Source organism: Methylobacterium sp. J-078 (assembly GCF_022829285.1).
In the GTDB taxonomy this organism is placed as follows: Bacteria; Pseudomonadota; Alphaproteobacteria; order Rhizobiales; family Beijerinckiaceae; genus Methylobacterium.
The window spans coordinates 1-23,715 of the sequence record NZ_JAKSYI010000084.1; the positions used below are offsets into that span (position 1 = coordinate 1).

A 23,715-nucleotide genomic window follows, 5' to 3' on the forward strand; every position below is an offset into this window, starting at 1 on the left:
CCACCCCGATCCCGTGGCGGACGCCTGCCGCTGGCAGATTTGCGAGGGCGAGTTGATGCAGGCGATCGGCCGCGCCCGTGGCGTCAACCGAACCGCTGCCGACCCCCTCGCCATCGACATCATCGCCAACGTCGTCCTGCCGTTGACGGTTGACGTGGCCGAGCCCTGGAACCCCGCAGGGGAGGAAATCGAGATGCAAATTGAGGGCGTCGTTCTCGACAGCCCGGCCGATATGGCTGCCGCGTGGCCTGGTGTCTGGCCGAACGCCGAGGTCGCGAAGAAGTGGCGCCAGCGCCGCGAGGGGGATCAAATCCACACGGGGACAAATCCCTATAAGGAAGACTTTTATATAGGGAAATTTCCCCGTGTGAGGTTCCGCTACCAGCGGCCCGGCGCCCGCCAGAAATGGCGTACCGGAGCCTTCGACCCCGCCGTTGTTCCTAACCCTCGGGCATGGCTGGAAAGCCGGCTCGGCCCCATTGCGGGGTTCCATATCATTGAGACTGAGCAGCCGGGCGCCGCGCCTGCGAGCCTGCCACCGCTGCACGCCGATCGGCTCGCCGCCGACATCAAGGCCCGCCTGCGCGCCCGCCAGCCCGTCCCCGTCACCCTACGGCCAGCCGCCGACTACGCACCCGATCTGGTCGCCCGCTACCGCCTCGTCGCCGAAGCCCCGCCCGAGCCCTTCCGGCCGGCGCCGGTCAGAGTTGAGACTGCTCGGTTTGATCCCAACGCGCCGATCCGGTTCCCGCCTCTAATCGCCGGCCGGCTCGCGATGATGAAAGCCGCCCAGGTCGCGAACCGCGTCCGCGCTGCGGAGACGATCAAGCGATGATCCCGAAAGCCGACCGCTGGGGGCCATTCACTCCCGACCTGGACACGGCCGAGCGCACCGCCCGGTGTCGTTGCCTGCGCGCCGTGGTGCATCTCACGACTGGCCCACGCGGCGAGACCACGACCCGCCTCCTTCACGCGGCCGAGCGCGATCCCACCGCCCTGTCCGAGGCCGCCCGCGCCCTGAATGCCCTAGATGCCTGCGACAAGCGGCACGTCTGGGCCAGCTACGCCAAGCTCGCCGCTCCCGAGAGGACTACACGATGACGCCCCGAGATCGCCGGCCCCAGGCCCTGGACCGGGAGCGCTTCGACAAGTGCCGGGCGCTGATGGAACGCGGCGCCACGGACGGCGAACGCGCTGCGGCGCTTGCGGCGGCAACCCGCGTCGCCGCTACCGCCGGGCTCACGTTGGCCGAAGCCCTGGCGGCGAGAGACAGCGCGCGTCCGAAATGTACCGAGAGCCCCCCGCCCCACACGCCGCATCCGGGCCGCCGGCCGTACCCGTTCCAGCAGCGCGCCAAGCGCCCCCCAAAGCCGGAGCCGATCACCGTCGAGGAGATCATGAGGCAGAAGGCTGAAGACCTTGCGCGGCGGAAGAAAGCGGCCGCCCGCGAGGAGAAGCGCATGCAGAAGGTCTACGAGGAATGGGAGCGAGAGCACGCTGCGGTTCGAGAGGCCCAGGTCGAGCGTGATCGGGAATGGGCTGCGCGGCGTGCCTCAGAAGCAGGCCATTGTGAGCAGGATGAGGGGGCGGCCACATGATTCCTGACACAAAAACGGCGAGGCTTTCGCCCCGCCGCCGGTCGTCTCAATGGTCGAAGGGCTTAGCGCCTCGGGCCACCAGCGGTCTGGCCGTACTGCTGCACCACGAAGTTCGGCTGGTTGGCGTTGCCTTCCTGCGCCGAGTCGTGCCGGCGGCCATAGCCGATGGAGCCGGTGGTGATGTCGTCGTAGCTGCGGCCCTCAAGGCCACCGGGCGCCGTCACGGCGGTGACGCCAGCGGGAGCGGTGTAGCTCTGGGCCAGAGCAGGCGAAGCAATCGCGCTGACGCTCAGGACGACAGCAGCAACAGTAGAAGCGATACGAGTGTTCATGGCACAATCCACTTGGGTTTGCGCGGTCTCCGTCGAATGGCGGCTGGCCGTGACTTGTTCAGTGACCTTGATCTAGGCCCCCATCAGCCGGAACGCCGTGCCGTTTGGCACTCGCGCATCAAGCCAACACCTCACGTGCAGGAGCACGACTCCATGATCCGTCCACGAACGACCGTACCCATTTCCCCGGCTTCTCAAGAGCCGGCAGTTCACGCTGCTTCGCCTTGGCAGGAGGCCATCGTGCCGATTGCGGACGCCCTACTGAGCCTTGTCTCCGCCGTTGAGAGTGGGCCTACGACAGGCCCTGCTGTGAAGGCTTTCCAGGCCGCGATCCGGCGAAAGGGCGAGGAAGCCTCAGCAGCGGGCGGTAGCGAGGCCATGGAGGCAGCGCTGCGAATTGTCGCCAATGCCGCTCCTGACCGCGCTGAGCGCCGGGAAAGCATCATCGATAAGGCATGGGCAGGCTTAAACGGCTGGCGGCCCGAGGAGCACCAGCCGTGATGTCCTCAGTAGCCGTCGTAGAACCGCCTGGGCCGGTCGTACTCGTAGCCACCACGGCGACCGTAGCCATCTCCGTAGCCGTAGGGCCGTCCCTCGTAGAAACGGCGGGGTCCGCCGTAGCCACCATAGCCATAGCCCCGATCATTCGGCCGGCAGCGGCCCCACGGATTGGGATGGAAGCCGGGGCCGCAGCCTCCGGCCACGAACTCGACCACAGCGTCACCGCCGGTCTGTTCATAGGGGTCGAACGAGAGGTCAGCGGCTTTGGCCGACGTTGCCAGGCCGAGCCCGGCAGCCAGCACAGCAGCTATTCCCAGGACCTTCACGCGCATCATGACCTGAACCCTGTTGGCGTCCGGCCTCAACCTCGGCTGACCGGAGAAACCCAAGGCTGCGCCCCATGCGCTGAACCGATCCTGACAGAAGCGCGGCCGTTTCGTTCAGGCAGTTCCAGATCCATTTCACGAGGGCTACACGCATGACCTCATCCGAGCGCGCCGCCTACGACCTCGGCATCCGCGCCGCGATCGACGCCGCCCGCATCGTCGCGATCACCATCGAATGCGCCGACGACGCCAGCACCTTCCGCAAGCGCGTCACGGCCGAGGCCCTGGCCGCCTTCGCGGAGGCCGCCGAGGGCCTGAAGCTCGGCCCAGGTCGAGGCGCCGCCTCTTCGTCCGAACCTGAAAAAACCTGACGCCCCCTGAGTTTTCGGAAGCCGTATGAGGTCGAGGAAGTGCCGGCCTTTCCGGCAATGTTCCTGACCATTCGCGAGAGCAATCGTCCGCGCAGCAGCTTGAGACAAATGCGTGTCACGCATAGCTTCTGCGCCACTAAAAGCGTCGGGAAGCGCCTAAAAATATCTATAAACCACTGATGGCAACCTGCTCGATTTTGTAGGTATTCCGGATCAGCGCAAGACGTCTCGTAGTTCTCGTGAGACTCTGTCTTGCCTGATGGAGACCCACTTTGGCCGTCGCCTTCCCGAGCCATCTCTACATTCGAATAGACCGTGAGTTGCGCATGGTGCTTCAGGCAGTCGCCTCGAACAGGTCAGGGAATGTCAGCGATGTCGCTCGGCAGTACCTGCGCGATGGTCTTGAGCGCGCGACCGGTACGAAGATCCCTCTCCCTCCGAAATCCCGCTGTTCAGAGCAGCCACAGACCTGAGGAGACGCCCCACATGGCTACGGAACGAAAGATCGGTGGCGTCGTCTACCGCTGCGACAAGATCCCGGCCGAGCAATCGCTCAAGCTCTACATGCGCCTGAACCAAGTCTTCAAAGGTGACCAAGTCGTGTTGGGGACCATCGCTGCCAACGTCGATCGCCAGGGCGCCTTCCAGGCGTTCTTGCACGCCTCAATGAACAACGAGATCAACTCCGAGGATGCGGTTGCCTTCATCACCGACGCGGTCGGCCTGTGCAGTGTCGGTAGCGACCCTGCCATCCTTGGTGTGAAACCGAGCACGATGGATGACGCGGTTGAGGTGGCGTGGTTCGCGCTCGGAGTGCAGTTCCGGGATTTTATCGTCGCCGGCCTCGGCAAGATGGCGGAAGCGTAGGCCGGGACGGATCATCGCCGAAGATGCTCACATCACGCGAGATCAGCCGCATCGCCCCGAACCTGGAGCGGGAGATGCTGCCCTATCTGCTCCGCCCTACACCCTGCATGAGCGAACCGCCGCTCTGCACTCTGCACGAGCTTCGCACGATCTACACCCTCGATGATCTCGCTGACTTCCATGAGGTGCTGGATCTGCGCGAGGCCGCCGGGGAGAAGGCCGCCCGCGTGGCCGAACGCGATGCGCAGACCCGTAACCGAGGACGCCGCTGATGGTCATCGAAGAACTCATTGCCAAGCTCGGGCTGAAGTTCTCAGGCGGCAACGACACCGCCAAGTTCCTCCGTGAACTCGATAAAATCAAGCGGGCCAGTAAGGATCTCGGCAAGGGCTTCGACTTCAAGTTCGGCGGCAAGTCTGGCTTGGGTCGTGTCACAGCCGACGCCGAGCGCGCGGCGCGCGCCTTCCGCAAGATGCGTGAGGAGGCTGCCCGCGCCGGCCGGGTTCGCTTCCCCGGCTTCGGTCCCGTTGGCCCAGGCGGTAGCACGCGACCAGGCGCACGCCCCGGCAGAGCAGCCGCAGCGGGGGCGGTCGCGGGTGGTGCCGGGGGCGGCACCGTCAGCGTGCTCGCGTCCCTCGGATCGGTCGTGGCAGCGCTGAACCGCTTCGGCACGCTGGAAGCCGCCCAAGTCGAGTTGGCTAAGACCACCGAGAAGACAAAGGAGCAGGTGCAGCCAGCCGTGGACCGGTTCCTCGTCTCAGGGCCGAAGTACGGAACGACAGCCAAATCCCTTGTCGGAGCGGCGAGCGCCTATGCGGCGGCCGGCGTCGATTACGACACGTCGATCGCCTCGGCAGAACTGACGGCCAAAGCCGCCAAGGCCGGATCGGTGGAGATCGACAAGGCTGCCCAGGCCGCCATCGTCTTCATGCAGAACCTCGGCGTGAAGGTTGAGCAGTTGGAGACGGCGTTCGACTACTCGATCAAGGGCGGCAAGCTCGGCAAGGCCGAGTTCAAGGAGTCGGCTGGCGTGATGCCGGAGTTGGCAGCGTCCGGCTCCAAGATTGGCTTGCAGGGCCTGACCGGCGTTCGCGACATCATCGCAGCCCTGACGGTAGTCCGGGAAGGTACGGCGACCACAGCCCAGGCAGCCGACTTCCTACGCGACTTCATGGAGAAGATGTCCGCGCCGGTCACGGTGAAAGCGTTCAAGAAGGCCGGCATCGATATTGAGAAGGAATTGAAGGCCGCCGATAAGAAGGGCGTGTCGCGCCTGGATCGGACCCTTGATCTGGCTGCCCGTTACTCGAAGGGTGACGCCTTCAAGGAAGCCGAACTGTTCGGGGATCTCCAGGCCCGCAACGCCATGAGCGGGCTTCTGAAGAAGCGCGACAAGTACGAGGAGTTCAAGGGCACGATCGAGCGCGACGCGCCCGGCACGATGCAGATCGATCTGGCCAAGTCGATGGACACCTTCAACAGCAGCCTGGAGCAGTTCGGCGCTACCATTGACCGGATTATGGTCGGGGTCGGCGGAGCGCTCGCGCCCGGCGCTCGGGCTGGACTAGAGATCGCCTCGGCCGGCGACCAAGCTCGGGTGGATGGCAAGGGCCAGACGCCGGGCGAGGCCAACGCCATGGTGGAGAAGCTGAACCGGCTTCTGGGCGCACCGCCGACCTATCACGGTGTGCTCGGCGGCTACGGCGGCATCACCGCCAAGAGCTTCGAGGATCGGTTCGGCGCGGCTGCCCCTGATAAGCGCCCGACCTTCATGCGCGGCATGGGCAAAGGCATGACGGCACCGAGCTTCGGGTCCCTCGGTGACCGGGCGAACTGGATGGGTCAGGGCGCGGCGAAGGCCGCTGGCGTCACCAACACATACTCCGACTCTTACAACGATAAGCGAACGCAGAGCGTAGTGGTCAACCAGACCGTTAACGGGGTTCCTGGCGTCGCATCAGCAGCGGCAGCGGGTGCGAAGGAAGGGCTTGCTTCAATGGGGGCCAGCATCGTCAAGGGTAATAACGCTGCGACTGGCGCGTCTAACGCCCCGTAGGCATACGGTACTCAGCAACTCATCATGTGGATGGCTTTTGGAACTGCATCTCCTCAATGAGCCTCGGTTCTGGTAGCGGCTGGCTCCACTCCGGGCGGCGGGCAAGAATGACTTCATGTAGCATCTTTGGCAGATCCGTTAGAACGAACCGAACTTTGCCATCTCCCTCGTACAGATACCGAGTAGCTTCGAACGCTCGACCACCAGCGGCAAGGCAGTCCTGAAGCTTCCTTGGAATGGTTATGCCCATAGCTGCTTCAATTCTAAGTGTTGCCTGCTCTTTCCTGACGATCCCTTCACGCCAGAGAGCATCAATCTCCTGCCGTGTAGCCGGGTGTAATCTTGCGAATAGCGCATCGAGATGATGACCGCGCGCCGTCTGCCCACTCTCAAGCCGTATGAGACACTTCAGGAAGATCTCCGACGCAAAGGCTGAATTGACCACAATGGGAGCCCCAAGCTGCGCTTGGTTCGCAGGTCTCGCACAGCGGACAAGAAGGGTCATGGCCTCTAGGAAGGCTTCTCCCTGCCGGAATATCTTCTCTGGATCTGGGGAAGCCCTTAGAGGAGGTTCGGTTTTGATCTTCATGATCACCTCCGGGGGCCTCGCCACCCCGCAGCCTTAGCCTCGTCCTCGGAGCAAAACATGCGCTCGCCGGACCCCTCGCTGATCCGAGTGCGATCGTAATCGCGTGAGCCGGGGACGTGGTAGACCTTCTCCCCCGAGCGAGAGATGTTGCCCTTGATGGCGCAGCCGCCGGCCGGCGGGGCCTCAACTTGCTCGGTAGGGCTTGGGATCGGCCCGTCTGGGCCGCCAGGGGCAGCGAACCCCATCCCCATTGCGCGCTCCCCCTTCCGCCAATCGGCCGGCGCCGTGAACGATCCAGCCCAGATGCCCCTCTTCGTGTCCTTGGCCGTCGTTTCGGCCTGCACGTAGTCCTCGGAGTACCGGCGGTAAGCGACGGCGTGCCCCTGGATCACCATCCAGCCGTTCAGGTCCTCGGGACCCTTGCGGCAGACCGCGACGGTTCGGCCGTATTTGTCGGTGTCGCGCGGTTCGCATGAAATTGGGGAGGCCCCGATCCTATCGGCCAAGGCGAGCGCTGCGACCTGCCCGCAGCGGTAGCTTTTACCGGTGGCGTCCTGGCAAAGCTGAGCGCTCTCTGGCGCATCGATCCCATGAAGGCGAATCTTGATGTCACCGATCACGACGGTGTCGCCATCGGTGACAGAGGCACGCCCAACGATCGGTTCGGCGGCCTGTGCAAGGTGGGGTACGGCCCAAAGAGTGAGCGCTAACCAGCCGCTTCTCATCGACGGGCGCAGACCTTCAGTTGGTACGCCAGGTCCTCCAGCGTCTGCGCATACTCCTTCGCAGCCGGCACGAGCTTCCGCCGCGCATCTTCCGCGCGGATCGCAGCAAGCCTGAACTCGGGGGTGCTGGCGATGGTGGGATCGATGACTCCCTTCGGGAGCGTGGATGAAGCGAAGTTGTCCATCGTCTCGCTGGCGGAACTGAATAGCTTGGCCGCCTCGGCGCATTCTGAAGGGGTCATCGGAGCCGCCGAAGCCGGCGACACGAGGAAGGCGAGGGCAGCGAGAGCGTAGCGCATTTCTGAGACATGGCGCGGCCATGCATCCGACGCAATGCATGGGAGCAGCAGGCAAGGCCTCTCTCGTTTTCGGACTTCTTCTATGCCGCCGGGACGATCTAGACCCCTTCACCTTACCTTCGCGGCCGACGTAGATTCCAGCCTCTATCTGGAAGGGGGCAGATGGATCCTGACCCAGTTCAACGGAGTATGCGCGGCTGATAAGGAGGCGGTTCCAGGGCGGTTCCTATCGCGAGTATGGACACCCCCAGGAACTACCGAAGACCTTTTCATTTTCGGCCCCCCGTTAGTACTACGCACTCCTAACGTAAGTGAGCAATTGGACAGGTTTTTCCCTAACGCAAGGAAATACAGTCCTAACGCTAGTGAACTTTCCCTCCTGGTGTTAGGGGTTCACCTACAGCCGTTAGGACCTTGCACCCTTACGTTAGGACCCGGCCTACAGACGCTAGGAATCTGCTTTTCCGGTCGTTAACCCGGCAACTCGTCATGCTGTCGCGGCGACGTTACGGCAAGTTCTCGTCTGCATAACCATAGGTGGAAACCGTCCACAGACTTCTCGCAACAGCACTCCTGCTTCACTCCGTTCACCGTTCGAGCAGATGCACTCGCCGCATGGCTGCGTCGATCGCGTGCAACTGGAGGCGGTCGGGGACCGCGCTACCGATGAGCAAATCTTTGCTGTTCCGGCAGCTGTTTGACCGATTCCGCTGCCGAAACCGTCCCCAGAATTAACAACCTATCTGTGGGGCGCAGCGCTTTGCACCCTATCGCTTGGATTGGTGCCGTCGTCGGCTCGTCGGGTTGGGTAGGTGCGGTCTGACGCCCCTCCTGTGCAAAGCCACCCCGTTTGAGATTGCCGCCTCTCTTGATCCACGCCTGCCATTCGCGGCTGATGATGCGGATGATGTTCGGGTCGTTCTTCCGACCCACATTGCGCCGCTCCTTCACCGTGATGAGCCCGTCCCCCTCAGCGAGGCGGATGGCCATCTGCGCCAGGCGGCGAGAGACTCCGGCCCGTGCCGCGATGGCATCGACGCAAAGGATGCACTCCTTCTTCGCGGCCACCTCGTCGGCGATGATGCGCAGAACGGCGCGCTGCCCTTCGGTGAAGCGGGCGGCAAGGGCCGGCGGCATAGGTCCGGAACAGGACAGGAGCCGGCGCCGATCACGCGAGGCAAGGCGATCGGGCGAGACGGGCACCCGGCGGGGCGGGAACATGCTTCTGCGGATCGTGGAGCCAAGGGCAGGCCGGATAGCCTCTCTAATCGCGCTACGGCGTCCCTGGAGCCGTTCGGCGAGTTCCTGAGCCTCCTCGTCGGTCAGGGAGCCCGCGGCGTGCCCCTGCCAAAGCTGGCGGCTTGCCTCGTCCATTTGCGCGAACGTCCGCGCAGCCTCGATCACGGCCTGTATGGCGGCGTGAAACATCGGTCCCGGTCCCTATTCGGGCCGCAGTCAGAACAAGGCACGACTTCTCGACGTGAGAATTGGCGTTCTCACTTGACACCCGAGGGCGCCGTATGGCTTGTGAGGGATTGCAGAACGGCCTCACAGCCTATCGATTTCGCGGCCCTCCAGTTTGGCGACTGGGGGGCCGTAGTCGTTTCAGGGTCTATCTCGCGGCGATCTCTCCTGACGCCGGCTTACGACTCACCCAAGGGCGAGCGCAGCCAGACATGCCATCTCGCGTGGCGGACATGGTTAAGTCAACGGTAGGGCCGTCCCGATCCGTCACCAGCAGGAAGGCAGTGGCCATGACGAGTGATGACAGCGGCGCGCAGGATCGCCGCGAAACGAGGGCTGCCAGGCATCTGGAAAGGGCCCGCGCCGGCGGAGAGGCACGGGCGGATTACGATGCAACTCAGCAGGCGACTGAGGACAAAACGGTGCGCCTCAAAGCCCTTCGGCTCGCCAAGGAGAAAGCAGATCGAGCATAATGCGCACGATTTCAGGGCTGGTTGGTTTCCTCGCAGCTTTTGCCGCTCAGAACGGTTGTGGGTTCGCTCTGGAGGTCACTCGAAGCATCGACATAGAGGCACCGCCAGCTGCCGTTTGGGCGCTTATCGGTGATTTCTGCGCGATCGAGAAATGGCACCCTCTGGTCAAGCGCTGTACTATCTCGAACAGCAGGGACGATGATGAGGGCAAGCCTGTCGCGATCCGGCACTTGGTAGCTGCCGGCGGTCTTGGAACCATCGTCGAAGTCCAAACGATGCGAGACGAGAAGGCGATGAGCTATAGCTACGCCTTCGTAGAAGGCCCGCTCCCCGTGAGCGCCTACAACGCGACGATATCTGTGAAGCCAAATGGTGCGAAGACGACCGTTGTCTGGACAGCGACATTCGACGCTGCAGGGATGACTGATGCCGAAGCGAAGGCTGACATCGAGGACGTTTATAAACAAGGGCTGGCCAGTATCGCAAAGGACACTAGCCGCTAAAGTCATCGGTTCCATTTGCGAACTTGTCACGACAACGCCCCGAGGATTTCTCCTCAGGGCGTGCCTCGACGAAAGCGGCCAGGTGATCGGGGCTGGGGACGCTTGGGCCGAACCTAAATGTCCCGCAGAACTTAGTACGAGCCGAACTTGTAGTTCACGCCGGCGCGGACGACAGCGAACTCGTCTTCGCGGCGATTGTTGTAGCCGCTGACCGCCACCGCGTAGGGCGTGTTGACGCGGAACGCGGTGTTGGTGGTGCGCGAGTAGGCGAACACGCCGTTGTTGGCGTTGTCGCGGTCGAGGTTCACGTACAGGCCTTCGACCTTCAACGTCACGGCAGACGAGCGGAAGAAGTTCAGGAACGAGTCGGTCGGCAGGGCGTATTCGATGCCGCCGCCGGCGGTCCAGCCGGTACGGAAATCGTTGCGGCTGCTGTTGGGCAGGCCGAAATCGTTACCGCCGCCGCCGCCGTAGGCGAAGCCGCCGGTGCCGTACACCAGGGTGCGGTCGAAGGCGTAGCCGAGGCGACCACGGACGGTGCCGAAGTAGTCGAGGCCCGACAGGCCGTTCGGGTTCACGGGAACCAGATCGGGGTTCAGGGTGCCGACGATCGGGGTGTAACGGTTCCGGCTACGGCCGAAGTCGAGGTACTGGGCATCGGCCTCGATACCGACCACGACGCCGGAGCCCGGGGTGAACTGGTAGTTGTAGCCGATCTGGCCACCGCCCGAGAAGCCCTCGTTCGAGTCACGTCCGCCGAAGGCGCCGGCACCGACGGGGACGCCGCCAATGGCGACCGGCGAAGCCGTGTAAATCGGCGACGCAGCGACGATAACGGCCGGGCCGTTGGTGCCGCTGCTGGCGTCGAAGCCGTAACCGGCGTTGAAACCGGCGTAGAAGCCGGTCCAGGTGAACACCGGCACCGGCACGAACACCGGGGGAGCCGCGCGGCGCGGAAGGTCGGCGGCGGAGGCGGCGCCAGCGAGGAGAGCCGAAGCGGCGCTGGCGAGGATAAGCTTCTTGATCATGGTCAGTCTGCCGGAAAAATCTGATGCGCACGCTCTGTGCGGTGTGATTTGACCTTACCGAAAGAGCAGGCCTTACCACCAGTGCAAGCGCGCAACACCTAGGCCGGATTGAGAAAGTCGTAATTTGGTAGAATTCAGGTTAGGACTTTACTTACCATAACGATCACGGTCGCCGTAACTCTCAGCTTCATTCTTGGTTCCCAAAAAACAGCCTACAGGCTGTGAGGCCGCAGGCTGTCAGTCTGCGTCGAGCTATCCGAGGACCAGCCAGACTTATCAGCCCGCCAAGGCGCGCATCTCCGACACACCGTCGTGCAGCACGTAGCCGCGGCCCCAGACGGTCTCGATGTAGTTCTTGCCGCCCGAGGCGTTGGCGAGCTTACGCCGCAGCTTGCAGATGAACACGTCGATGATCTTCAGCTCGGGCTCGTCCATGCCGCCGTAGAGGTGGTTGAGGAACATTTCCTTCGTCAGCGTCGTGCCCTTGCGCAAGGCGAGGAGCTCCAGGATCTGGTACTCCTTGCCGGTGAGGTGCACGCGGGCGCCCGCGATGGTGGTGGTCTTCTCGTCGAGGTTCACGACGAGGTCGCCCGTGGTGATCACCGACTGGGCGTGGCCCTGCGAGCGACGCACGATGGCGTGAATGCGGGCGACGAGCTCGTCCTTGTGGAAGGGCTTGGTGAGGTAATCGTCGGCGCCAAAGCCGAGGCCCTTCACTTTATCCTCGATACCAGCCAGGCCTGAGAGGATCAGGATCGGCGTCTTGACCTTGGCGACGCGCAAGCTGCGCAGCACCTCGTAGCCCGAGATATCCGGCAGCGTCAGGTCGAGCAGGATGATGTCGTAGTCATACAGCTTGCCGAGGTCGATCCCTTCCTCGCCCATGTCGGTGGTGTAGGTGTTGAAGCTCTCGGACTTCAGCATCAATTCGATGCTGGCGGCGACGGAGGCATCGTCCTCGATCAGCAGCACGCGCATGGGTCAGGATCCTTCAAAGGTTGAGGCATCCTGAACAGGTATCGGCACCAAACCGTTAAGGTTGCACCGAGGCTCGACATAGCGACGGCCACAGACACTGAGACAAGGTGCGCGTACATCCGGCGTCACCCCATCCCGGCATCGTGGCCGCATCCGATCCAGCGATAGCAGCAGGAGCGGTATTACCTCAGATGAGGATCGTATGGTTAATGTTCAATGAAGCTGCCCCCGCCGCCCGATCTGATCACGGGACCGGCGGGGTAGGATCGTTCATCTCACGCTGAGCCGGTACGCAGAACAGTGGCTCGCCGGTAGAATGGCCGAGGCTGGTTAGCCGGTCCTCAAGCGCTCCACAGTGGCACGGCACCAAATCGGGATGCGTCACATGAAGGCGAGATCTGGCAGGCGGTGCCCGTCCCCGAGATCCGCTGTAGGTGGTGAGCGGACCCTGACCCTTCACCCTGAAGTGGACATGCTACTCACGAATAAACGGGGGCGCTTGAGGTGATTTTAACTTGCACTGCGCCCTATGCGATGAACGGAGGCTTTCCAGCATGGCGGGCGTCGAAGTAGCGAACAAGAATTCAATGCGAGTTGTTTCGCTGTCGCCATTTACGGCGGTCCTATGCCTTGTTGGAGCTTGTTTGGTGGAGGGTATGTCCCTCTACTTTAAGTTCAAAACGCAGGCCATAGCTCCCGGTTCGGTTCTAATCATGACCGCGTTGTGCGTAGCGCTACGCCTCTCGCCCGCACTCCAGGCGAGACCTTGGCTGACTGTGCCATTTGATATTTTCGCTGCTGTAGTCGTGATCCTCGACTTTACGCTGATCCTGCCCTGGCAGGCGCAGGCGATTTCGCTGCCACTAGCCGACGACGCGATCCGTGCCTTCGATCTGTCGCTCGGCTTTAATCACCTCGCGTGGATGAGTTGGCTTAATGAGCACCCCAACATCACGCGAGCACTCAGTGTCGTCTATACGACGATGATACCGCAGGCGGTTCTGATCATCATCCTGTGTATGGCAACTTCGCGCATCCGGCATCTCGACCGCTACCTATGTGCCTTCGCCATCGCAATCGTCCTCACATCAGCGATCAGCGTCCCATTGCCGACCAGGGGCATCATCGCCATTCTCGACCCAATGTTGCGGACCACGCCTTCTTGGCCGTTTGCTGCGACCGATGTTGAAACCTACGACGCGCTACGATCCGGCGCGCTGCGTGATCTCGTAGGCGTGCCGAAGCTGGGCATCGTCTCGTTCCCGAGCTTCCACGCCGCGTCGGCAGTTCTAGCAACCTGGGCATTCTGGGCTTGGCGGCCCGCACGCTGGCCTGCTGGGGTGTTAAATGTGACCGTGTCTATCGCCACCGTGGGATGCGGTGGCCACTACGTCGCGGATGTGCTGGTAGGCTATCTCGTCGCCGTCTGCTCAATCGTGCTGTCTGTGCGCGGTTCGGATCTCGGTTACATGCTCCTCGACCGGGCAACACGGCTATCTTGTTCCATATTGCATAGAGAGGCCGAATCGCCAGAAACGGTTTAGGGTCGGGAGCGAGTGCAACGGCAATGTCCGTCTCGCTGCGGTTGCTACTTGGAAGGGTACAATCGCAAATTTACCCGTCGCAGACCTCGCGCAGAGGGGGGCGGCCCTTAGTTTTCGATCATCTGGCTGCTCTTGCTTCGCCGGCCTGGATCGGGTTCACCCCCGGCCCATGATCAAGTCCGAACTGATCCTCCGCATCGCGGAGCATAACCCGCACCTCTACGAGCGAGACGTAGAGGCGGTGGTGAACGCCATTCTGGGTCGGATCTCGGATGCCCTGGTGGCCGGCGATCGCGTGGAGCTTCGTGGCTTCGGGGCCTTCACGGTGAAGGCGCGCGAGGCTCGCACGGGCCGCAATCCGAAGACAGGCGAGGCCGTGCCGGTGGCGGACAAGCGGGTGCTGGCCTTCAAGGTCGGGAAAGGCATGCAGGCTCGCCTGAACGCTCCTGGGGTGCCCGCACTGGCCAAGATAGAGGCAACGGCCGGAACGGCTCCTGTGCCGCGCGGGGCGCAATCCTGGGGCTAAGTTGAACCTAGGCTTCGGGCGTTGAGTCCAGCCAGAGTCATGCCCGCCTTCCTAATCGTGGAACCGGTGCAGCGGCCTTCTCTGGCCGCGACGCCAACGAAGGAAGCTACGCAGCCTTTCCGCGTCCCTTGGCCTTGGGCTCCACTTCTTCGCTACGATCAGCGACCCGGCCAAGACCGATGGACTTCGCCAGTGCCGAGCGCTGCGCGGCGTAGCTCGGTGCCACCATCGGGTAGTCGGTGGGGAGGCCGAAACGCTGGCGGTAGCTGTGCGGGTCAAGCCCGTGCGTGCTGAGGTGACGCTTCATCGTCTTGTAGGTTTTGCCATCCAGGAAGCTGACGATACCATCTGGCATCACGGACTTGCGGATCTGAGCCGCAGTCGGCTTCTCGTGGTTGTCTTCTGCGGCAGTTTGAACCGCGCCGCTGGCAAGCCCTGCTAGAGCAGCGTGAACGCTGTGCACGAGGCTTGGGAGTTCGGCCACTGGAACCGAGTTATTCGACACATACGCGCAGACGATATCGCTGGCGAGATCAATGAAGTCGATCGTTTGATTTTCTGCGTTGTCTGACATGATACTATTCGATTTTGCGCCCCCGCAATCCTCAGATCGTACATTTGAGGACGATTGGCAAGAACGACTCAGGGGCTCAGTGTTTCGCCCCCTCCCCTACTGAAGCGATCCCCGCCCGTCAAAGATCGAACTCGGCCAACCAGTCACGGTATTCTGGCATGCCCGCCACGCGACCGCTCAGCAGGTCGATCCATTCGTGAAGGGCTCGTACGTCGTACCGGAGGAGCCGCCGATCGTCCCGGCCATCCGGAGATAGATTGATCGGAGCGACAGGGCACGTCCGCTCGAACACCGAGACAGTCAGCGAGCAGAACGCGGCAGCCTCAGCCAGTCTGAGGAGCCGTGCTGAGGGGAGCGGGAGAACGCGCTTCATCCGGAATTCTCCGACCATAAGCTTCCACGGGGTCGTCGCAGCTGCCGATATCTCTTCAACGTAAGGGAGAACTCGATCCTCGACACTCTTCTTAGGATCTCTAACATGACCCCTTCCTGAAGCCCCTCGCTTCAGCGTCTCGGCAGGTGGATCTATGCGACTGGTGAGCGAGCAATCCGAGGCCGAGGTCGCCCGCCATCGCGCTCTCGAAGATCTGACGCCAGCCCTTAGGCACCTCACTGCCAACCTGATGCGGATCACGCGTGGGGCCGGGCATCCTTACCGTCTTGTCGAGGAGATGGTGGCCTGCCTCCGTGCCATGCAGGAGTATCGAGATGCCATTGGGTACGGGCCGTCTACGGAGGAGATCCAGGCAGCCCTGAACCCCGAGGAACCAGAGACCGATTTCACCGAGGAAGAAATGACCCGTCGCTACGAAAGCGGTTGGTGGGACCGTGAGCGAGCCATTGTCGAGATCCGCCGAGCGGGCTTGGCGATGACAGCGGCCATGCTGGTGAACCAGCGACTCCAAATCTCAAGGGCCGAGACAGATATGCGGTCCGCTACAGATCGGCTTGAGGAGGCGCACGAGACGCTTCGGAAGTTTCATGCTGCACGTCGAGCCGCGGCGCCTGTCCAGCGGCCGAAGAAGCGTTCTCCCGGCAGGAAAGCCTGAGCAGTCGGGATCAGGGGACGCCCGAAACGAGAAAGGTCCCGCCGGATCGCTCCAGCGAGACCTGTCATGAAGCCGGCGAAATCGTGCGGCGACGCGCGATGCCGGCTCCCAAAGCCTCTTTCGAGGACACGCGGAATATGGGCTCGCATTCGCGCAAATGCAATTACAGCCCGAGGGCCGCCCGCATTCCTTCGTCGACGCGTGTCATGTCCGCCGGGCTTAGGAAGTCTCCTCGATAGCCCCGACCGGTGATGACGCGATCAAGCCGGGCATGCGAGACGAGGGTTACAGCAGCGCACTTCGCCCATGATGCCTTACGGAGGCTTGGGGAAGCCTTCGCAGCGAACGGGACATCCCATGGGTCCTCTGTCCTTGGAGGCGTGGCACTGAACGGGACAACCAGGCAGACGCCCGGACCCGTACCGTGCTTGTGGTTCAGCGCGGCTGGAGAGACCACGACAACGGGCCGGATCTTCCACATCTCGGGCGCGACGCCGACAGGCGGCTTGCCGAGCGGGAAGGTGATCGGGTCGGTTGGGTCCGGTCCGAAGTCGCACATCAGGATGCCGCCACGACGTGGCGTGAAAGTAATACCCATGACCCTGCCTTAGCGGTCCTGCGATTGGGCGCTGGCGCAGGTTTCGAGGCACCGCATGATCCAGGCGTTCATGGACTGCTTGTTGGCAGCCGCTAGTCCCTCGTGACGGCAAGTGATTTCGCATAATGTGTCATTTGATGCGTTGCCTCGTTAAGCCGCTTCGAGCCACCGCACGAGGTTGGCCGCCGCACTCTGGCTAAGACCGAACCGACCCCGAAGAGCATTCGCCAACTGCGGGCGGCTGACGCCGATGGATCGGGCAACCGTCTCCTGCGTCACCATCCTCGCGCGCTGAGCCGTGCGCACGGCAAGGGCAAGCTCTGGCGGCATCACCCCGCCGAGGTAGGTGTTCACGACGACGCTGAGCGGCAGGAACTCGGCCAGCATGTCAGGCTGCGAAACTCCTCCGTTCGGCAGCGGCTGCGGGACGGCATGTCCGGTCCGGACTGCCCTCGGTAGATCCCTGGGCGAATGCCCGCCAGCGCTGACGCTTCGTCTCGCGCTGGCCTGTCTCGCTGGAACCTGGAGGGGACGGTCCTCCTCGTGGCACTGCCCCGTGGTGGCCTGTAGATACTTCGTATCTGGTGGACACGAATTAGTGCCACGGACGATTTCGGGCATGGCCTTGCGCGCTCGGTAGAACGTCCGGCGGCTGACCCCCAAGGCCGCCCAAGGCTTCATCTGCGCGTCTGACTGCTCGCGCGCCTTCGCCCCCGCTGCGATCCTTCGCGCCTTCTCGGCGGCGGTCTTCCGGCTGCGCTGGTAGGCTTTGAAATCGCGCTCGTTCATCCCGCGAGGCCGAACCGTTGTGATGCCTAAGCTCTCGCGCTCAGCCACGGTGAGGTGCAGATGGTCTCCTAAGTCCTGCGCGGACCAATGCAGCCGGCCGCGCGCATCGCGTACCCTGGCCTCATTCAGGCAGATGCTGATTTCCTCGCCCGTCAGCCGAGGCGTTGCGGCGGTCGCCCATTTCTGTAGCCGCTCTTCGAACGTCTCGGCATCGAACCCGCCGGCCTCCTCGACCAAGGAGGGCAGGACCGCCGTAAGGTAGATCGCGCCCTCGGCGGTGTCGCACGGGCCGTTGTGCCGGTGCTGGATCACGCGGCCGATGTCGCTGATGGTGAGCCGGCACTGCGGAGGCTTGAACCCTGATCCCTTGCGCTTGGTGCGCCCGGCCTGGCGCTCGTGCTCAAGCGCGCGGTTCTGCTGTTGGATGCGAGCCACGTCAGGGCCAGCGACTGCTGCGAGCTTCCGATCCCAATAGTCGAACATGGGCGGGGTTTCGGTTTGGCCCTTGCCCCTCATGCCGTCACCAGATCGAGGGCGAGTTGCACGGGACGGGGCCGGCGAGCCGAGGGTCGAGCCTTGGGGGATTTCGTTTCAGGTTGACACGAAACTCGCGCGGCCGCGACTTCACGCCGGTCTAGGACCTCGCGCGTATAATTGATGAGCACAACCAGCGTGTCGTGATCGCGAAAACCTCTTTCGTGCCAGAAGTATAATCCGATTTCCTCATCGGAAACCCATGCCTGCTCCGTGGCAGTACGAGCGCCAAGTGCCCCGGCCGCTGTCTCTGCAATGGAACGGGCGAGGCTATCCAGCATGGGTATCCTGTTTCGCGTCACCGGCCGCCGGGGCGTCGTCGGAACTTTCGAAAGCGACCCCTCTCCCCCCAGGCCCATCCTCATCGTCGAAGCAGAAGGCCAGCCCCGCTTTGCGAAGCGCCCCCTCAATATCGCGCAGGGTGCGATCGTAGGGCTTCCGCTTGTCCGTCTCGAAGTCGGCAAGCGTCATCTTCGAAACGCTGGAGGCACCAGCCAACTCTTCGCGGGTCCACCCGAGGAGGGCACGGGCCGCACGGCATTGGGCAGAACTTATATATTTTTCGCCCAACCTCATACCTCAGTGTTGACTTAGATCCAACCTCATACTTAATATCAGACATCAGGCCGGGAAACACAAGGTTCCTCCGATGTCCCTCAACCGCCGCATCTCCTGGACCGCCGCCACCCGCACCATGAAGGCGGATCGCGATGTGCTCCCCGCTGGCTTCCTCTCCGCCCGCGCCATGGTCGAGTGCTACGTGAAGACCCGCCGCCCCCTGGTCGTCGCTGGCAAGTTCGACCACTCCGCAATCATGGCCCACGCCGCTGCGGCTGCGAGGCTGCACCAGGATCGCACCGGCTCCACCTGGACCACCGCAATGTCGGTCAGCCTGAAGGCCGCGTGGCAGGTCGCCAAGGCCGCCCACCGCGCGGTCGCGCACTGAGGATCTGGGACATGAGCAAGCCCCCCACCCCTCCGGCGGTCCGTTTCCGTGTTGATCCTGCCTACGTACCTGCCGACAAGGCCGCACGCCGGATGGGCCTAACACTCAGCCAATTCACGACGTGCTGTCCGAAGCTCTACGCGCGTGGCTTCCCTGCGCCCGATGAAACCACTGGCATGTTCGACATCGAGGCCATGGATCGGTGGCGGAAGCGTCAGCGGCCAGACCTCTATCCTGAGGTAGGCGCCAGCAATCCGGAGCCGATCAAGATGCCTCCGCGCAAGAGCATGGGCGAGCGCTTTGCCGAAGCCCAGGATCTTCCGACCCGGAAGCCCCGACCCGTGCGGAGGTTGGGTCAGTGAGTGCTTCGATCCTCTCCCGCCGATCCTTGTTCGGGGCTGCTGCGCTGATCGGTCCGCTCCTCCGCTCCAGCGCCGCGCTACCGTCCGACCCGCTTCTGGCAGCCATCCGCATCACGGAAGCGGCCGACATGGCACACAGAGCCGCCGGGCTCGCCTCGGCCCTGCATCGCCAGGCTGACGGCCGCCTGACAACAGAATGGCGTGCCTATCGCGTCGCGTTGGCCAAGGAGCGCCGCGTAGCTCGTGCCGATCTCCACGCCCTGACGCCGGCAACCCAGGCCGGGGCTCTGGCCCTCATCGGGTACTACGCGGCGCGGGCTGAGAGAGCCGGCACCCGTGGCGCAGCGCGCACGTCCCGCCGGTACCTGCGAGAGGTCTTCAGCCGTCCCGGCGCCTGCCAGCCCGGCTGCTCCCTGCCGGCGCTGATGCACCACCCGCCCGGCTGATCAAACGGGACCCACCCCCTTCGAACCTCCCTGACGATCCCAAGCCCCGGAGCTCCGGTTATGGCAACGACCTCGCACGCCCAGATCATTGAGCACGTCCCCTTCCACGCTGACCCCATCCTCGCGGTCATCGACCACCACGACGAGGCTTGGAGCGTCTGGCAGTGCGCCTCCGACGCCCTGGTGGCCCGCCGTCACGTCGAGATGGAAGGCGCCCTCGCCCGCCTCCTCGCCACGCCTTGCGCGACGCAGTTCGGCTCCCTGGCTCTCCTGCGGCACCTGCGCTGGCACATTCAGCACGACGGCATCACGGATGCGGCAGTGCTCGCCCGCGCCTCCGACCTGGCTCTGTACCTGCGCCTGGACTTCCTACCCGTCGAGCCTGCCCGCGCTCCGCTCGCGCCGACGCTGCGCCTCCTGAGCGGCTTGGGCGAGGCTGTAGCCGCCCTGTCCCTAATCTGCGGCGGCCTTGTCGTCATCGGCCTCGCGACGCTCGCCTAACCCGCCCTGAGACCCGCAATAGCTGAAACCCTGAAATCATGAAATTTGGAAAACCTGACATGCGCAATCCCTTCGCCCGCCTCGCCAAGCGCGACACCGCCCGCCCCTCGCTGCGTGAGCGCGCCGCGTCTCTAAAGGCGTCCGCAGCCCGCGTGATCCGTCGCAAGCCGGCCAACGCAGCGGCCGCCTCTGCTTCGGTGGCGCCCACCCTTGCGGCTCTGGTGGGGGAATGGACTGCCATGCTGGACCGCGAGAATGCGGGTGGGCAGGTCGGGCGTGATGCCGAGAAGCTGGCCGATCAGCGGATTGCCCTGCACCGTGCGATCCTGGCGTACCCGGTCACGTCGCTGGCGGACTTCGCTGCAAAGGCGCCCGCCTTCCGCGATCAGCTTGAGGACGTGGCGCCGCCGCACAGCCATCCTCAGTCGATCGAGTTCCTGTCTTGGCAATGCGTCCTGCGCGATCTCTCCGACCTCGCCTTCGTTCGCTCGGCGCCGGCCGTAGACCCCATCTTCGCGGCTATCGATACGACGCGCGACCTGACCTCCGCCCGCAATCGCGCCGACCTCCTGCCACAGCCGGCCGGGTCCATCGACGTGCTTCCCGAACAGGATGAGGCAGCAGACGCCTTCTTCGCGCATGTCGATGGCGTGCTGCTGAAGACGGTCCCAACCACGGCAGCCGGCTGCACGGCTCTTGCTCGCTATGCCGTCCAGTTCCGTGAAGATCAGGGCTTCAACCTCGATGAGGATCAGTCGAACGAACAGCACGTCCGCATCCTCGACCTGATCGCGCGTAGCCCGCTGCTCGATGGTGCTGCGCCGGCCATGCCGCCCGCTCCCGATTTCTCGGGCTACACGGTCACGGACCTCTATCGCACCTACAATGCGCTCAAGATGGCAACGGACATCATGGGCCTGACGGGCTGGACCACTTCGCCGGAAGGGCGTGGGGACAGGCTGCTCGATGCCGAAAGCGACCGGCTGCATCACTTCCAAAACTACGTCGCAGACGAGTTGGCCCGCCGCGACGTGACCGAGCGCTCTGAAGCTACATTCCGCGCTGACGTTCTCGTGAACCGCGCTGTCGCGCGCGGAAACTTCGATGATGTCAGCGACTACGCAGCGGAAGCCGACGCCAAGCGCGCCTGACGCCGCCGCCTTCCTCGCGGTAGCCGCCTGCTGCCGCCTCCTCCCCTTTCAGTCCTGCCCGACCACAGGAGCGCCGCGCGTGCCCTCTCTCAAGCTGTCCAATCCCTTCCGCCGGCGTGCTGATCGCCCCTCTCTGAAAGACCGCGCCGCGAGCCTGAAGGCATCGGCCGCGCGCCTCATGGGGCGCAAACCCGACGAGGCCGACCAAGGCCGCCGGACGATGGTCGCTGGCTCGATGGCTGTCGCCATCGCTGCGCCCCTGCCAGTGCTGGCTGGAGCCATCCTGCCGCCCAGCGCGAGCAGCCCCCATCCAGACCAATCGCTGCTGGATGCCGAGGTCGCTTATGTAGCGGCACGGAATGCTGAGCGCGATGCTAAGGCGGATCACAGTCGCGCATATGCTGCCTACGAAGCGGCGCTCGGGGAGTTGCCGCGGGCTCTCGTCGCCCCGACCTGGGTTCTGGTCGATACGGCGCATCCGGGCATGCCGCTCGGCACGGAGCGCATCCGTCTCCAGATCGCGGACGCGCCCGGCGATGTCGTCGTCTATCGGTGGACTGTCGAAAGCCTGCACCGGGCCATCGCGGCCATGCCGAGGGTCTACGGGCGTGCCGGCACGACGCCCAAGGCCATCCGCGTTCTGCGCGACATCCTTCCCATCGCGGAAGAGTATGAGGCTCGCATGGCCGAGGCGCGGGCAGAGTTCGGCTTAGCGGATACCCGGCGCAGGTGGACCGAAGCGCAGACGGCGACCCGGCTGGCCCGCAACCTCATTTCCGAAGCCGCCGCCGTCACGCCCGCCGGTCTGGCGGTGAAGGTCCGCCAAGCGACCGAAGGCGAATGGCAGAAGACGGATCGCCTTACGGGCGGGCTGATCCAAAGCGCGGCTCTCGTCGCGGGTGTCACCCTGATTGATTCCAACGCGAGCTATGACGCGGCGGGCTGGGTCCAGGCATGGGAAGCGATCGGCGGGAAGGCGCTCCGGGACGAGGCCGGGTTCGCCCCGAGCTTCCATTGTCCATTCGGCACGTCAGGTGAGGACGGCGCCGCCCTCAAGGCCGAAACAACCCGGCTGATCGCCGAGCTTGAGGAACACCGCATCGCCATCGAGCGCCATGTGAAGGGCCGGGCCTGATCCGATGACCAACGTTCACACTTTCACGCCGCGCCGGCCAGTCGCTACCCCCGTGCATATGCCGGTGCCCTCCCCCGCCGAAGTCCGGCGCCAGATCGAGGAGGCAGCGCAAGCCGCCCTCGATACCGCTGACCGGCTCATCGCCCTTCTCGACCGGATCGAGGGCGACGCCGACCAGGAGGACGGCGCCGATGCCGAGCCGTCCCTTGGGGCTCCTGAAGGCCACGCCTCGCAGATCGTCTGGTTGCGCGGCTCGGATCTGGATGGCGAAACAGCTTCAGCGGAAGATCGGTAAGCCGGCACCGATCAGACACAACCCAACGATCAGAAGCCTGCCCCCTACAAGCTCCAACACGGCGCGTCGGCTTTCGATGAGAAGCGAGGCGCAGACCGCTGCCACGCCGCCGAGCAGACAAAACACACACAACCCGACCAACGATCACTCTCCGCGTCTCGCGGAGGGGAACCCCACGAAACAGCCAAGGTTCATTCCATGAAAACCCGGATCACGATGCGCGCCGCGCTGGCGCTCGGCCTTCCTGCTGTCGCCCGTGGCCTGGGCCGTCTCAAGCGTATGCGCTGCGCCCTCCTCCGCGACGCGGGCCATGAAGTCGGACGCGGCAACGTCGTCACGGCAACCGTCCTCGTCGCTCTCTACGTGGTGTCCTGCTGATGCGTGTCGTTCCTGCCATTCCTCAGGCGCCGGCAACGCCGTCTCTCTTGGGCCTCGCCCGGCTCCATATCGAAATGTGGCGGCTGCGCCGGATCGCGGCCGGGCTCGCTCGGGCCAACGCACGCGGCGATGCCGGCGCGGCAAGGCGCTGGATCGCACGGGTAGACGGCGCCCTTGCGGATCTCGACCTAGCGCGGGATCGGCTGCGCCCTCGACGCCGCCCGCGCTGATCCAGTCTTGGCTGCAAAGCTATCACGCCAGCCTCCTATCCTGAGGGCTGGCGTTCTCGTTATCTCGACCGCTCGGGGGCCTTCGGGCTCGCAAGCAATTGTTCACGCTCCCGCGCCATCGTGCAGGCTCGGGAGGCTGTTGACAGTCTCGCCCGCAATCAAGATGGCGTGCGGGCTCCGAGGCCGGATCACAGGGGATCGCGCGTGCAAGTCATCACGATAGCCGCTCGGAAAGGGGGCGTTGGCAAGACAACGCTCGCCATGCATCTGAGCGTGCTCGCCTCCGAGGAAGGGAAACCGGCGCTCCTGCTGGACACGGACCCTCAACGCTCGCTCGCGTGGTGGCACCGCCTGCGCGTCGCAGATGTGCCGAACCTGATCGAGGCGGACGCGCGCGAGTTGCCCGATCTGATCGCAGCGGCAAAGCGTGAAGGGATCGGCCGGGTTATCATCGACACGCCGCCCCATGCCGAGGACAGCATCTTGGGAGCGATGCGCGTTGCGGATCTGGTGCTGGTGCCGACGAGGCCGGGGCCACTCGACCTGG

The 23,715-nt window shown here is 64.0% G+C and carries 33 protein-coding genes and 1 pseudogene; 21 read left to right on the plus strand and 13 right to left on the minus strand.

The annotated features are described in order from the left end of the window. The 3 genes and pseudogenes from MKK58_RS13640 to MKK58_RS13650 all read left to right on the plus strand — a co-directional run. Nucleotides 1-835, plus strand: a pseudogene (locus MKK58_RS13640) (hypothetical protein); the annotation flags it as partial. Then, on the plus strand, nucleotides 832-1,101 hold the full coding sequence (locus MKK58_RS13645; protein WP_243912572.1) for a hypothetical protein: 270 nt from the start codon (nucleotides 832-834) through the stop codon (nucleotides 1,099-1,101). The pseudogene MKK58_RS13640 and the gene MKK58_RS13645, both read left to right, overlap by 4 nt. After that, the gene (locus tag MKK58_RS13650; protein ID WP_243912573.1) at nucleotides 1,098-1,598 is read left to right on the plus strand and encodes a hypothetical protein; all 501 of its coding nucleotides are present in this window, start codon (nucleotides 1,098-1,100) and stop codon (nucleotides 1,596-1,598) included. The genes MKK58_RS13645 and MKK58_RS13650 overlap by 4 nt, the downstream gene beginning before the upstream one ends. A 62-nt stretch (nucleotides 1,599-1,660) precedes the next feature. Here MKK58_RS13650 and MKK58_RS13655 read toward each other — a convergent pair whose 3' ends face one another. After that, on the minus strand, nucleotides 1,661-1,930 hold the full coding sequence (locus MKK58_RS13655) for a hypothetical protein (protein WP_238279361.1): 270 nt from the start codon (nucleotides 1,928-1,930) through the stop codon (nucleotides 1,661-1,663). Between the two features lie 309 nt (nucleotides 1,931-2,239). On the opposite strand from MKK58_RS13655, the gene MKK58_RS13660 reads away from it, so the two are divergent. Next, nucleotides 2,240-2,431: a hypothetical protein gene (locus MKK58_RS13660; protein ID WP_243912574.1), complete on the plus strand. Its 192-nt coding sequence runs from the start codon at nucleotides 2,240-2,242 to the stop codon at nucleotides 2,429-2,431. Nucleotides 2,432-2,436: 5 nt separating this feature from the next. Here the strand turns inward: MKK58_RS13660 and MKK58_RS13665 are convergent, their stop codons facing one another. Beyond that, nucleotides 2,437-2,766, minus strand: a complete 330-nt coding sequence (locus MKK58_RS13665; RefSeq protein ID WP_238279359.1) for a GCG_CRPN prefix-to-repeats domain-containing protein — start codon at nucleotides 2,764-2,766, stop codon at nucleotides 2,437-2,439. Between the two features lie 143 nt (nucleotides 2,767-2,909). Here MKK58_RS13665 and MKK58_RS13670 point away from each other — a divergent pair, with 143 nt between their 5' ends. The 4 genes from MKK58_RS13670 (at nucleotide 2,910) to MKK58_RS13685 (ending at nucleotide 6,051) form a co-directional block, all read left to right on the plus strand. Further along, nucleotides 2,910-3,128 (plus strand): hypothetical protein, encoded by a 219-nt coding sequence (locus MKK58_RS13670; RefSeq protein ID WP_238279358.1) that lies wholly within the window; start codon nucleotides 2,910-2,912, stop codon nucleotides 3,126-3,128. A gap of 486 nt (nucleotides 3,129-3,614) precedes the next feature. Continuing rightward, nucleotides 3,615-3,995: a hypothetical protein gene (locus tag MKK58_RS13675; protein ID WP_238279357.1), complete on the plus strand. Its 381-nt coding sequence runs from the start codon at nucleotides 3,615-3,617 to the stop codon at nucleotides 3,993-3,995. A gap of 23 nt (nucleotides 3,996-4,018) precedes the next feature. Then, on the plus strand, nucleotides 4,019-4,267 hold the full coding sequence (locus MKK58_RS13680; protein WP_243912575.1) for a hypothetical protein: 249 nt from the start codon (nucleotides 4,019-4,021) through the stop codon (nucleotides 4,265-4,267). Next, nucleotides 4,267-6,051, plus strand: coding sequence for a phage tail tape measure protein (locus tag MKK58_RS13685; protein ID WP_243912576.1), 1,785 nt, complete (start codon nucleotides 4,267-4,269; stop codon nucleotides 6,049-6,051). The genes MKK58_RS13680 and MKK58_RS13685 overlap by 1 nt, the downstream gene beginning before the upstream one ends. A gap of 22 nt (nucleotides 6,052-6,073) precedes the next feature. Here the strand turns inward: MKK58_RS13685 and MKK58_RS13690 are convergent, their stop codons facing one another. From MKK58_RS13690 to MKK58_RS13705, 4 genes are all read right to left on the minus strand, one after another. Then, nucleotides 6,074-6,640 carry a hypothetical protein gene (locus tag MKK58_RS13690; protein WP_243912577.1) on the minus strand — a complete coding sequence of 189 codons (567 nt, stop codon included), beginning with the start codon at nucleotides 6,638-6,640 and terminating at the stop codon, nucleotides 6,074-6,076. 2 nt (nucleotides 6,641-6,642) lie between these two features. Next, complete coding sequence (locus MKK58_RS13695) at nucleotides 6,643-7,365, minus strand: thermonuclease family protein (RefSeq protein WP_279578372.1); 723 nt, start codon at nucleotides 7,363-7,365, stop codon at nucleotides 6,643-6,645. Next, nucleotides 7,362-7,664 carry a hypothetical protein gene (locus MKK58_RS13700; RefSeq protein WP_243912579.1) on the minus strand — a complete coding sequence of 101 codons (303 nt, stop codon included), beginning with the start codon at nucleotides 7,662-7,664 and terminating at the stop codon, nucleotides 7,362-7,364. Before MKK58_RS13700 ends, MKK58_RS13695 begins: the two co-directional genes overlap by 4 nt. Before the next feature lie 660 nt (nucleotides 7,665-8,324). Continuing rightward, entirely contained in the window at nucleotides 8,325-9,092 is a 768-nt protein-coding gene (locus tag MKK58_RS13705) for a hypothetical protein (protein ID WP_243912580.1), read from the minus strand. Between the two features lie 508 nt (nucleotides 9,093-9,600). Here MKK58_RS13705 and MKK58_RS13710 point away from each other — a divergent pair. Then, a complete protein-coding gene (locus MKK58_RS13710; protein ID WP_243912581.1) occupies nucleotides 9,601-10,104 on the plus strand; it encodes an SRPBCC family protein in 504 nt (167 codons plus the stop codon). A gap of 131 nt (nucleotides 10,105-10,235) precedes the next feature. Here MKK58_RS13710 and MKK58_RS13715 read toward each other — a convergent pair whose 3' ends face one another. Continuing rightward, a complete protein-coding gene (locus MKK58_RS13715) occupies nucleotides 10,236-11,132 on the minus strand; it encodes an outer membrane beta-barrel protein (RefSeq protein WP_279578373.1) in 897 nt (298 codons plus the stop codon). A gap of 276 nt (nucleotides 11,133-11,408) precedes the next feature. Beyond that, nucleotides 11,409-12,110 carry a response regulator transcription factor CtrA gene (ctrA, locus tag MKK58_RS13720; RefSeq protein WP_243912582.1) on the minus strand — a complete coding sequence of 234 codons (702 nt, stop codon included), beginning with the start codon at nucleotides 12,108-12,110 and terminating at the stop codon, nucleotides 11,409-11,411. 554 nt (nucleotides 12,111-12,664) lie between these two features. On the opposite strand from ctrA, the gene MKK58_RS13725 reads away from it, so the two are divergent. Next, entirely contained in the window at nucleotides 12,665-13,654 is a 990-nt protein-coding gene (locus MKK58_RS13725) for a phosphatase PAP2 family protein (protein ID WP_243912583.1), read from the plus strand. A gap of 169 nt (nucleotides 13,655-13,823) precedes the next feature. Beyond that, nucleotides 13,824-14,180, plus strand: coding sequence for an integration host factor subunit beta (ihfB, locus tag MKK58_RS13730; protein ID WP_243912584.1), 357 nt, complete (start codon nucleotides 13,824-13,826; stop codon nucleotides 14,178-14,180). Between the two features lie 106 nt (nucleotides 14,181-14,286). On the opposite strand, the gene MKK58_RS13735 is transcribed toward ihfB, so the two are convergent. Together MKK58_RS13735 and MKK58_RS13740 are read right to left on the minus strand one after the other, a co-directional pair. Beyond that, nucleotides 14,287-14,754 (minus strand): MucR family transcriptional regulator, encoded by a 468-nt coding sequence (locus tag MKK58_RS13735; protein ID WP_243912585.1) that lies wholly within the window; start codon nucleotides 14,752-14,754, stop codon nucleotides 14,287-14,289. 118 nt (nucleotides 14,755-14,872) lie between these two features. Beyond that, nucleotides 14,873-15,127 (minus strand): hypothetical protein, encoded by a 255-nt coding sequence (locus MKK58_RS13740; protein ID WP_243912586.1) that lies wholly within the window; start codon nucleotides 15,125-15,127, stop codon nucleotides 14,873-14,875. Between the two features lie 163 nt (nucleotides 15,128-15,290). Between MKK58_RS13740 and MKK58_RS13745 the strand changes: the two genes are divergently transcribed. Beyond that, complete coding sequence (locus MKK58_RS13745) at nucleotides 15,291-15,803, plus strand: hypothetical protein (protein ID WP_243912587.1); 513 nt, start codon at nucleotides 15,291-15,293, stop codon at nucleotides 15,801-15,803. A gap of 163 nt (nucleotides 15,804-15,966) precedes the next feature. Here MKK58_RS13745 and MKK58_RS27140 read toward each other — a convergent pair whose 3' ends face one another. The 3 genes from MKK58_RS27140 to MKK58_RS13755 all read right to left on the minus strand — a co-directional run bounded on the left by MKK58_RS27140 (nucleotide 15,967) and on the right by MKK58_RS13755 (nucleotide 18,300). Further along, a complete protein-coding gene (locus MKK58_RS27140; RefSeq protein WP_409565243.1) occupies nucleotides 15,967-16,401 on the minus strand; it encodes a type II toxin-antitoxin system PemK/MazF family toxin in 435 nt (144 codons plus the stop codon). 150 nt (nucleotides 16,402-16,551) lie between these two features. Next, nucleotides 16,552-17,673 (minus strand): hypothetical protein, encoded by a 1,122-nt coding sequence (locus tag MKK58_RS13750; protein WP_243912588.1) that lies wholly within the window; start codon nucleotides 17,671-17,673, stop codon nucleotides 16,552-16,554. Nucleotides 17,674-17,994: 321 nt separating this feature from the next. Further along, entirely contained in the window at nucleotides 17,995-18,300 is a 306-nt protein-coding gene (locus MKK58_RS13755; RefSeq protein WP_243912589.1) for a multiprotein-bridging factor 1 family protein, read from the minus strand. A gap of 73 nt (nucleotides 18,301-18,373) precedes the next feature. Here MKK58_RS13755 and MKK58_RS13760 point away from each other — a divergent pair, with 73 nt between their 5' ends. The 9 genes from MKK58_RS13760 to MKK58_RS13800 form a co-directional block, all read left to right on the plus strand. Continuing rightward, nucleotides 18,374-18,670 carry a hypothetical protein gene (locus MKK58_RS13760; protein WP_243912590.1) on the plus strand — a complete coding sequence of 99 codons (297 nt, stop codon included), beginning with the start codon at nucleotides 18,374-18,376 and terminating at the stop codon, nucleotides 18,668-18,670. Between the two features lie 11 nt (nucleotides 18,671-18,681). Further along, nucleotides 18,682-19,032, plus strand: coding sequence for a hypothetical protein (locus tag MKK58_RS13765; protein WP_243912591.1), 351 nt, complete (start codon nucleotides 18,682-18,684; stop codon nucleotides 19,030-19,032). 128 nt (nucleotides 19,033-19,160) lie between these two features. After that, nucleotides 19,161-19,478, plus strand: coding sequence for a penicillin-binding protein (locus MKK58_RS13770; RefSeq protein ID WP_243912592.1), 318 nt, complete (start codon nucleotides 19,161-19,163; stop codon nucleotides 19,476-19,478). A 60-nt stretch (nucleotides 19,479-19,538) separates the two neighbouring features. Further along, nucleotides 19,539-19,979: a hypothetical protein gene (locus MKK58_RS13775; RefSeq protein WP_243912593.1), complete on the plus strand. Its 441-nt coding sequence runs from the start codon at nucleotides 19,539-19,541 to the stop codon at nucleotides 19,977-19,979. Nucleotides 19,980-20,038: 59 nt separating this feature from the next. Beyond that, nucleotides 20,039-21,130: a hypothetical protein gene (locus tag MKK58_RS13780; RefSeq protein WP_243912594.1), complete on the plus strand. Its 1,092-nt coding sequence runs from the start codon at nucleotides 20,039-20,041 to the stop codon at nucleotides 21,128-21,130. Nucleotides 21,131-21,209: 79 nt separating this feature from the next. Then, nucleotides 21,210-22,265 (plus strand): hypothetical protein, encoded by a 1,056-nt coding sequence (locus MKK58_RS13785; protein WP_243912595.1) that lies wholly within the window; start codon nucleotides 21,210-21,212, stop codon nucleotides 22,263-22,265. Between the two features lie 58 nt (nucleotides 22,266-22,323). After that, nucleotides 22,324-22,560, plus strand: a complete 237-nt coding sequence (locus MKK58_RS13790; protein WP_243912599.1) for a hypothetical protein — start codon at nucleotides 22,324-22,326, stop codon at nucleotides 22,558-22,560. Nucleotides 22,561-22,758: 198 nt separating this feature from the next. Continuing rightward, nucleotides 22,759-22,938, plus strand: a complete 180-nt coding sequence (locus tag MKK58_RS13795) for a hypothetical protein (protein ID WP_243912596.1) — start codon at nucleotides 22,759-22,761, stop codon at nucleotides 22,936-22,938. Between the two features lie 434 nt (nucleotides 22,939-23,372). Further along, the coding region (locus MKK58_RS13800; protein ID WP_243912597.1) for a ParA family protein at nucleotides 23,373-23,715 on the plus strand (343 nt) is incomplete at its 3' end.

What these genes read in the sequence shown, in the direction of transcription:
- MKK58_RS13650 (WP_243912573.1), top strand. Translation starts at nt 1,098, where the DNA reads ATGACGCCCCGAGATCGCCGGCCCCAGGCCCTGGACCGGGAGCGCTTC.
- MKK58_RS13735 (WP_243912585.1), bottom strand. Translation starts at nt 14,754, where the DNA reads ATGTCAGACAACGCAGAAAATCAAACGATCGACTTCATTGATCTCGCC.
- MKK58_RS13795 (WP_243912596.1), top strand. Translation starts at nt 22,759, where the DNA reads ATGAAAACCCGGATCACGATGCGCGCCGCGCTGGCGCTCGGCCTTCCT.
- MKK58_RS13665 (WP_238279359.1), bottom strand. Translation starts at nt 2,766, where the DNA reads ATGATGCGCGTGAAGGTCCTGGGAATAGCTGCTGTGCTGGCTGCCGGG.
- MKK58_RS13655 (WP_238279361.1), bottom strand. Translation starts at nt 1,930, where the DNA reads ATGAACACTCGTATCGCTTCTACTGTTGCTGCTGTCGTCCTGAGCGTC.
- MKK58_RS13790 (WP_243912599.1), top strand. Translation starts at nt 22,324, where the DNA reads ATGCCGGTGCCCTCCCCCGCCGAAGTCCGGCGCCAGATCGAGGAGGCA.
- ihfB (WP_243912584.1), top strand. Translation starts at nt 13,824, where the DNA reads ATGATCAAGTCCGAACTGATCCTCCGCATCGCGGAGCATAACCCGCAC.
- MKK58_RS13750 (WP_243912588.1), bottom strand. Translation starts at nt 17,673, where the DNA reads ATGTTCGACTATTGGGATCGGAAGCTCGCAGCAGTCGCTGGCCCTGAC.
- MKK58_RS13765 (WP_243912591.1), top strand. Translation starts at nt 18,682, where the DNA reads ATGAGCAAGCCCCCCACCCCTCCGGCGGTCCGTTTCCGTGTTGATCCT.
- MKK58_RS13780 (WP_243912594.1), top strand. Translation starts at nt 20,039, where the DNA reads ATGCGCAATCCCTTCGCCCGCCTCGCCAAGCGCGACACCGCCCGCCCC.
- MKK58_RS13705 (WP_243912580.1), bottom strand. Translation starts at nt 9,092, where the DNA reads ATGTTTCACGCCGCCATACAGGCCGTGATCGAGGCTGCGCGGACGTTC.
- MKK58_RS13645 (WP_243912572.1), top strand. Translation starts at nt 832, where the DNA reads ATGATCCCGAAAGCCGACCGCTGGGGGCCATTCACTCCCGACCTGGAC.
- MKK58_RS13675 (WP_238279357.1), top strand. Translation starts at nt 3,615, where the DNA reads ATGGCTACGGAACGAAAGATCGGTGGCGTCGTCTACCGCTGCGACAAG.
- MKK58_RS13710 (WP_243912581.1), top strand. Translation starts at nt 9,601, where the DNA reads ATGCGCACGATTTCAGGGCTGGTTGGTTTCCTCGCAGCTTTTGCCGCT.
- MKK58_RS13700 (WP_243912579.1), bottom strand. Translation starts at nt 7,664, where the DNA reads ATGCGCTACGCTCTCGCTGCCCTCGCCTTCCTCGTGTCGCCGGCTTCG.
- MKK58_RS13725 (WP_243912583.1), top strand. Translation starts at nt 12,665, where the DNA reads ATGGCGGGCGTCGAAGTAGCGAACAAGAATTCAATGCGAGTTGTTTCG.
- MKK58_RS13775 (WP_243912593.1), top strand. Translation starts at nt 19,539, where the DNA reads ATGGCAACGACCTCGCACGCCCAGATCATTGAGCACGTCCCCTTCCAC.
- MKK58_RS13670 (WP_238279358.1), top strand. Translation starts at nt 2,910, where the DNA reads ATGACCTCATCCGAGCGCGCCGCCTACGACCTCGGCATCCGCGCCGCG.
- MKK58_RS13680 (WP_243912575.1), top strand. Translation starts at nt 4,019, where the DNA reads ATGCTCACATCACGCGAGATCAGCCGCATCGCCCCGAACCTGGAGCGG.
- MKK58_RS13715 (WP_279578373.1), bottom strand. Translation starts at nt 11,132, where the DNA reads ATGATCAAGAAGCTTATCCTCGCCAGCGCCGCTTCGGCTCTCCTCGCT.
- MKK58_RS13740 (WP_243912586.1), bottom strand. Translation starts at nt 15,127, where the DNA reads ATGAAGCGCGTTCTCCCGCTCCCCTCAGCACGGCTCCTCAGACTGGCT.
- MKK58_RS27140 (WP_409565243.1), bottom strand. Translation starts at nt 16,401, where the DNA reads ATGGGTATTACTTTCACGCCACGTCGTGGCGGCATCCTGATGTGCGAC.
- MKK58_RS13770 (WP_243912592.1), top strand. Translation starts at nt 19,161, where the DNA reads ATGGCACACAGAGCCGCCGGGCTCGCCTCGGCCCTGCATCGCCAGGCT.
- MKK58_RS13755 (WP_243912589.1), bottom strand. Translation starts at nt 18,300, where the DNA reads ATGAGGTTGGGCGAAAAATATATAAGTTCTGCCCAATGCCGTGCGGCC.
- MKK58_RS13690 (WP_243912577.1), bottom strand. Translation starts at nt 6,640, where the DNA reads ATGAAGATCAAAACCGAACCTCCTCTAAGGGCTTCCCCAGATCCAGAG.
- MKK58_RS13760 (WP_243912590.1), top strand. Translation starts at nt 18,374, where the DNA reads ATGTCCCTCAACCGCCGCATCTCCTGGACCGCCGCCACCCGCACCATG.
- ctrA (WP_243912582.1), bottom strand. Translation starts at nt 12,110, where the DNA reads ATGCGCGTGCTGCTGATCGAGGACGATGCCTCCGTCGCCGCCAGCATC.
- MKK58_RS13695 (WP_279578372.1), bottom strand. Translation starts at nt 7,365, where the DNA reads ATGAGAAGCGGCTGGTTAGCGCTCACTCTTTGGGCCGTACCCCACCTT.
- MKK58_RS13685 (WP_243912576.1), top strand. Translation starts at nt 4,267, where the DNA reads ATGGTCATCGAAGAACTCATTGCCAAGCTCGGGCTGAAGTTCTCAGGC.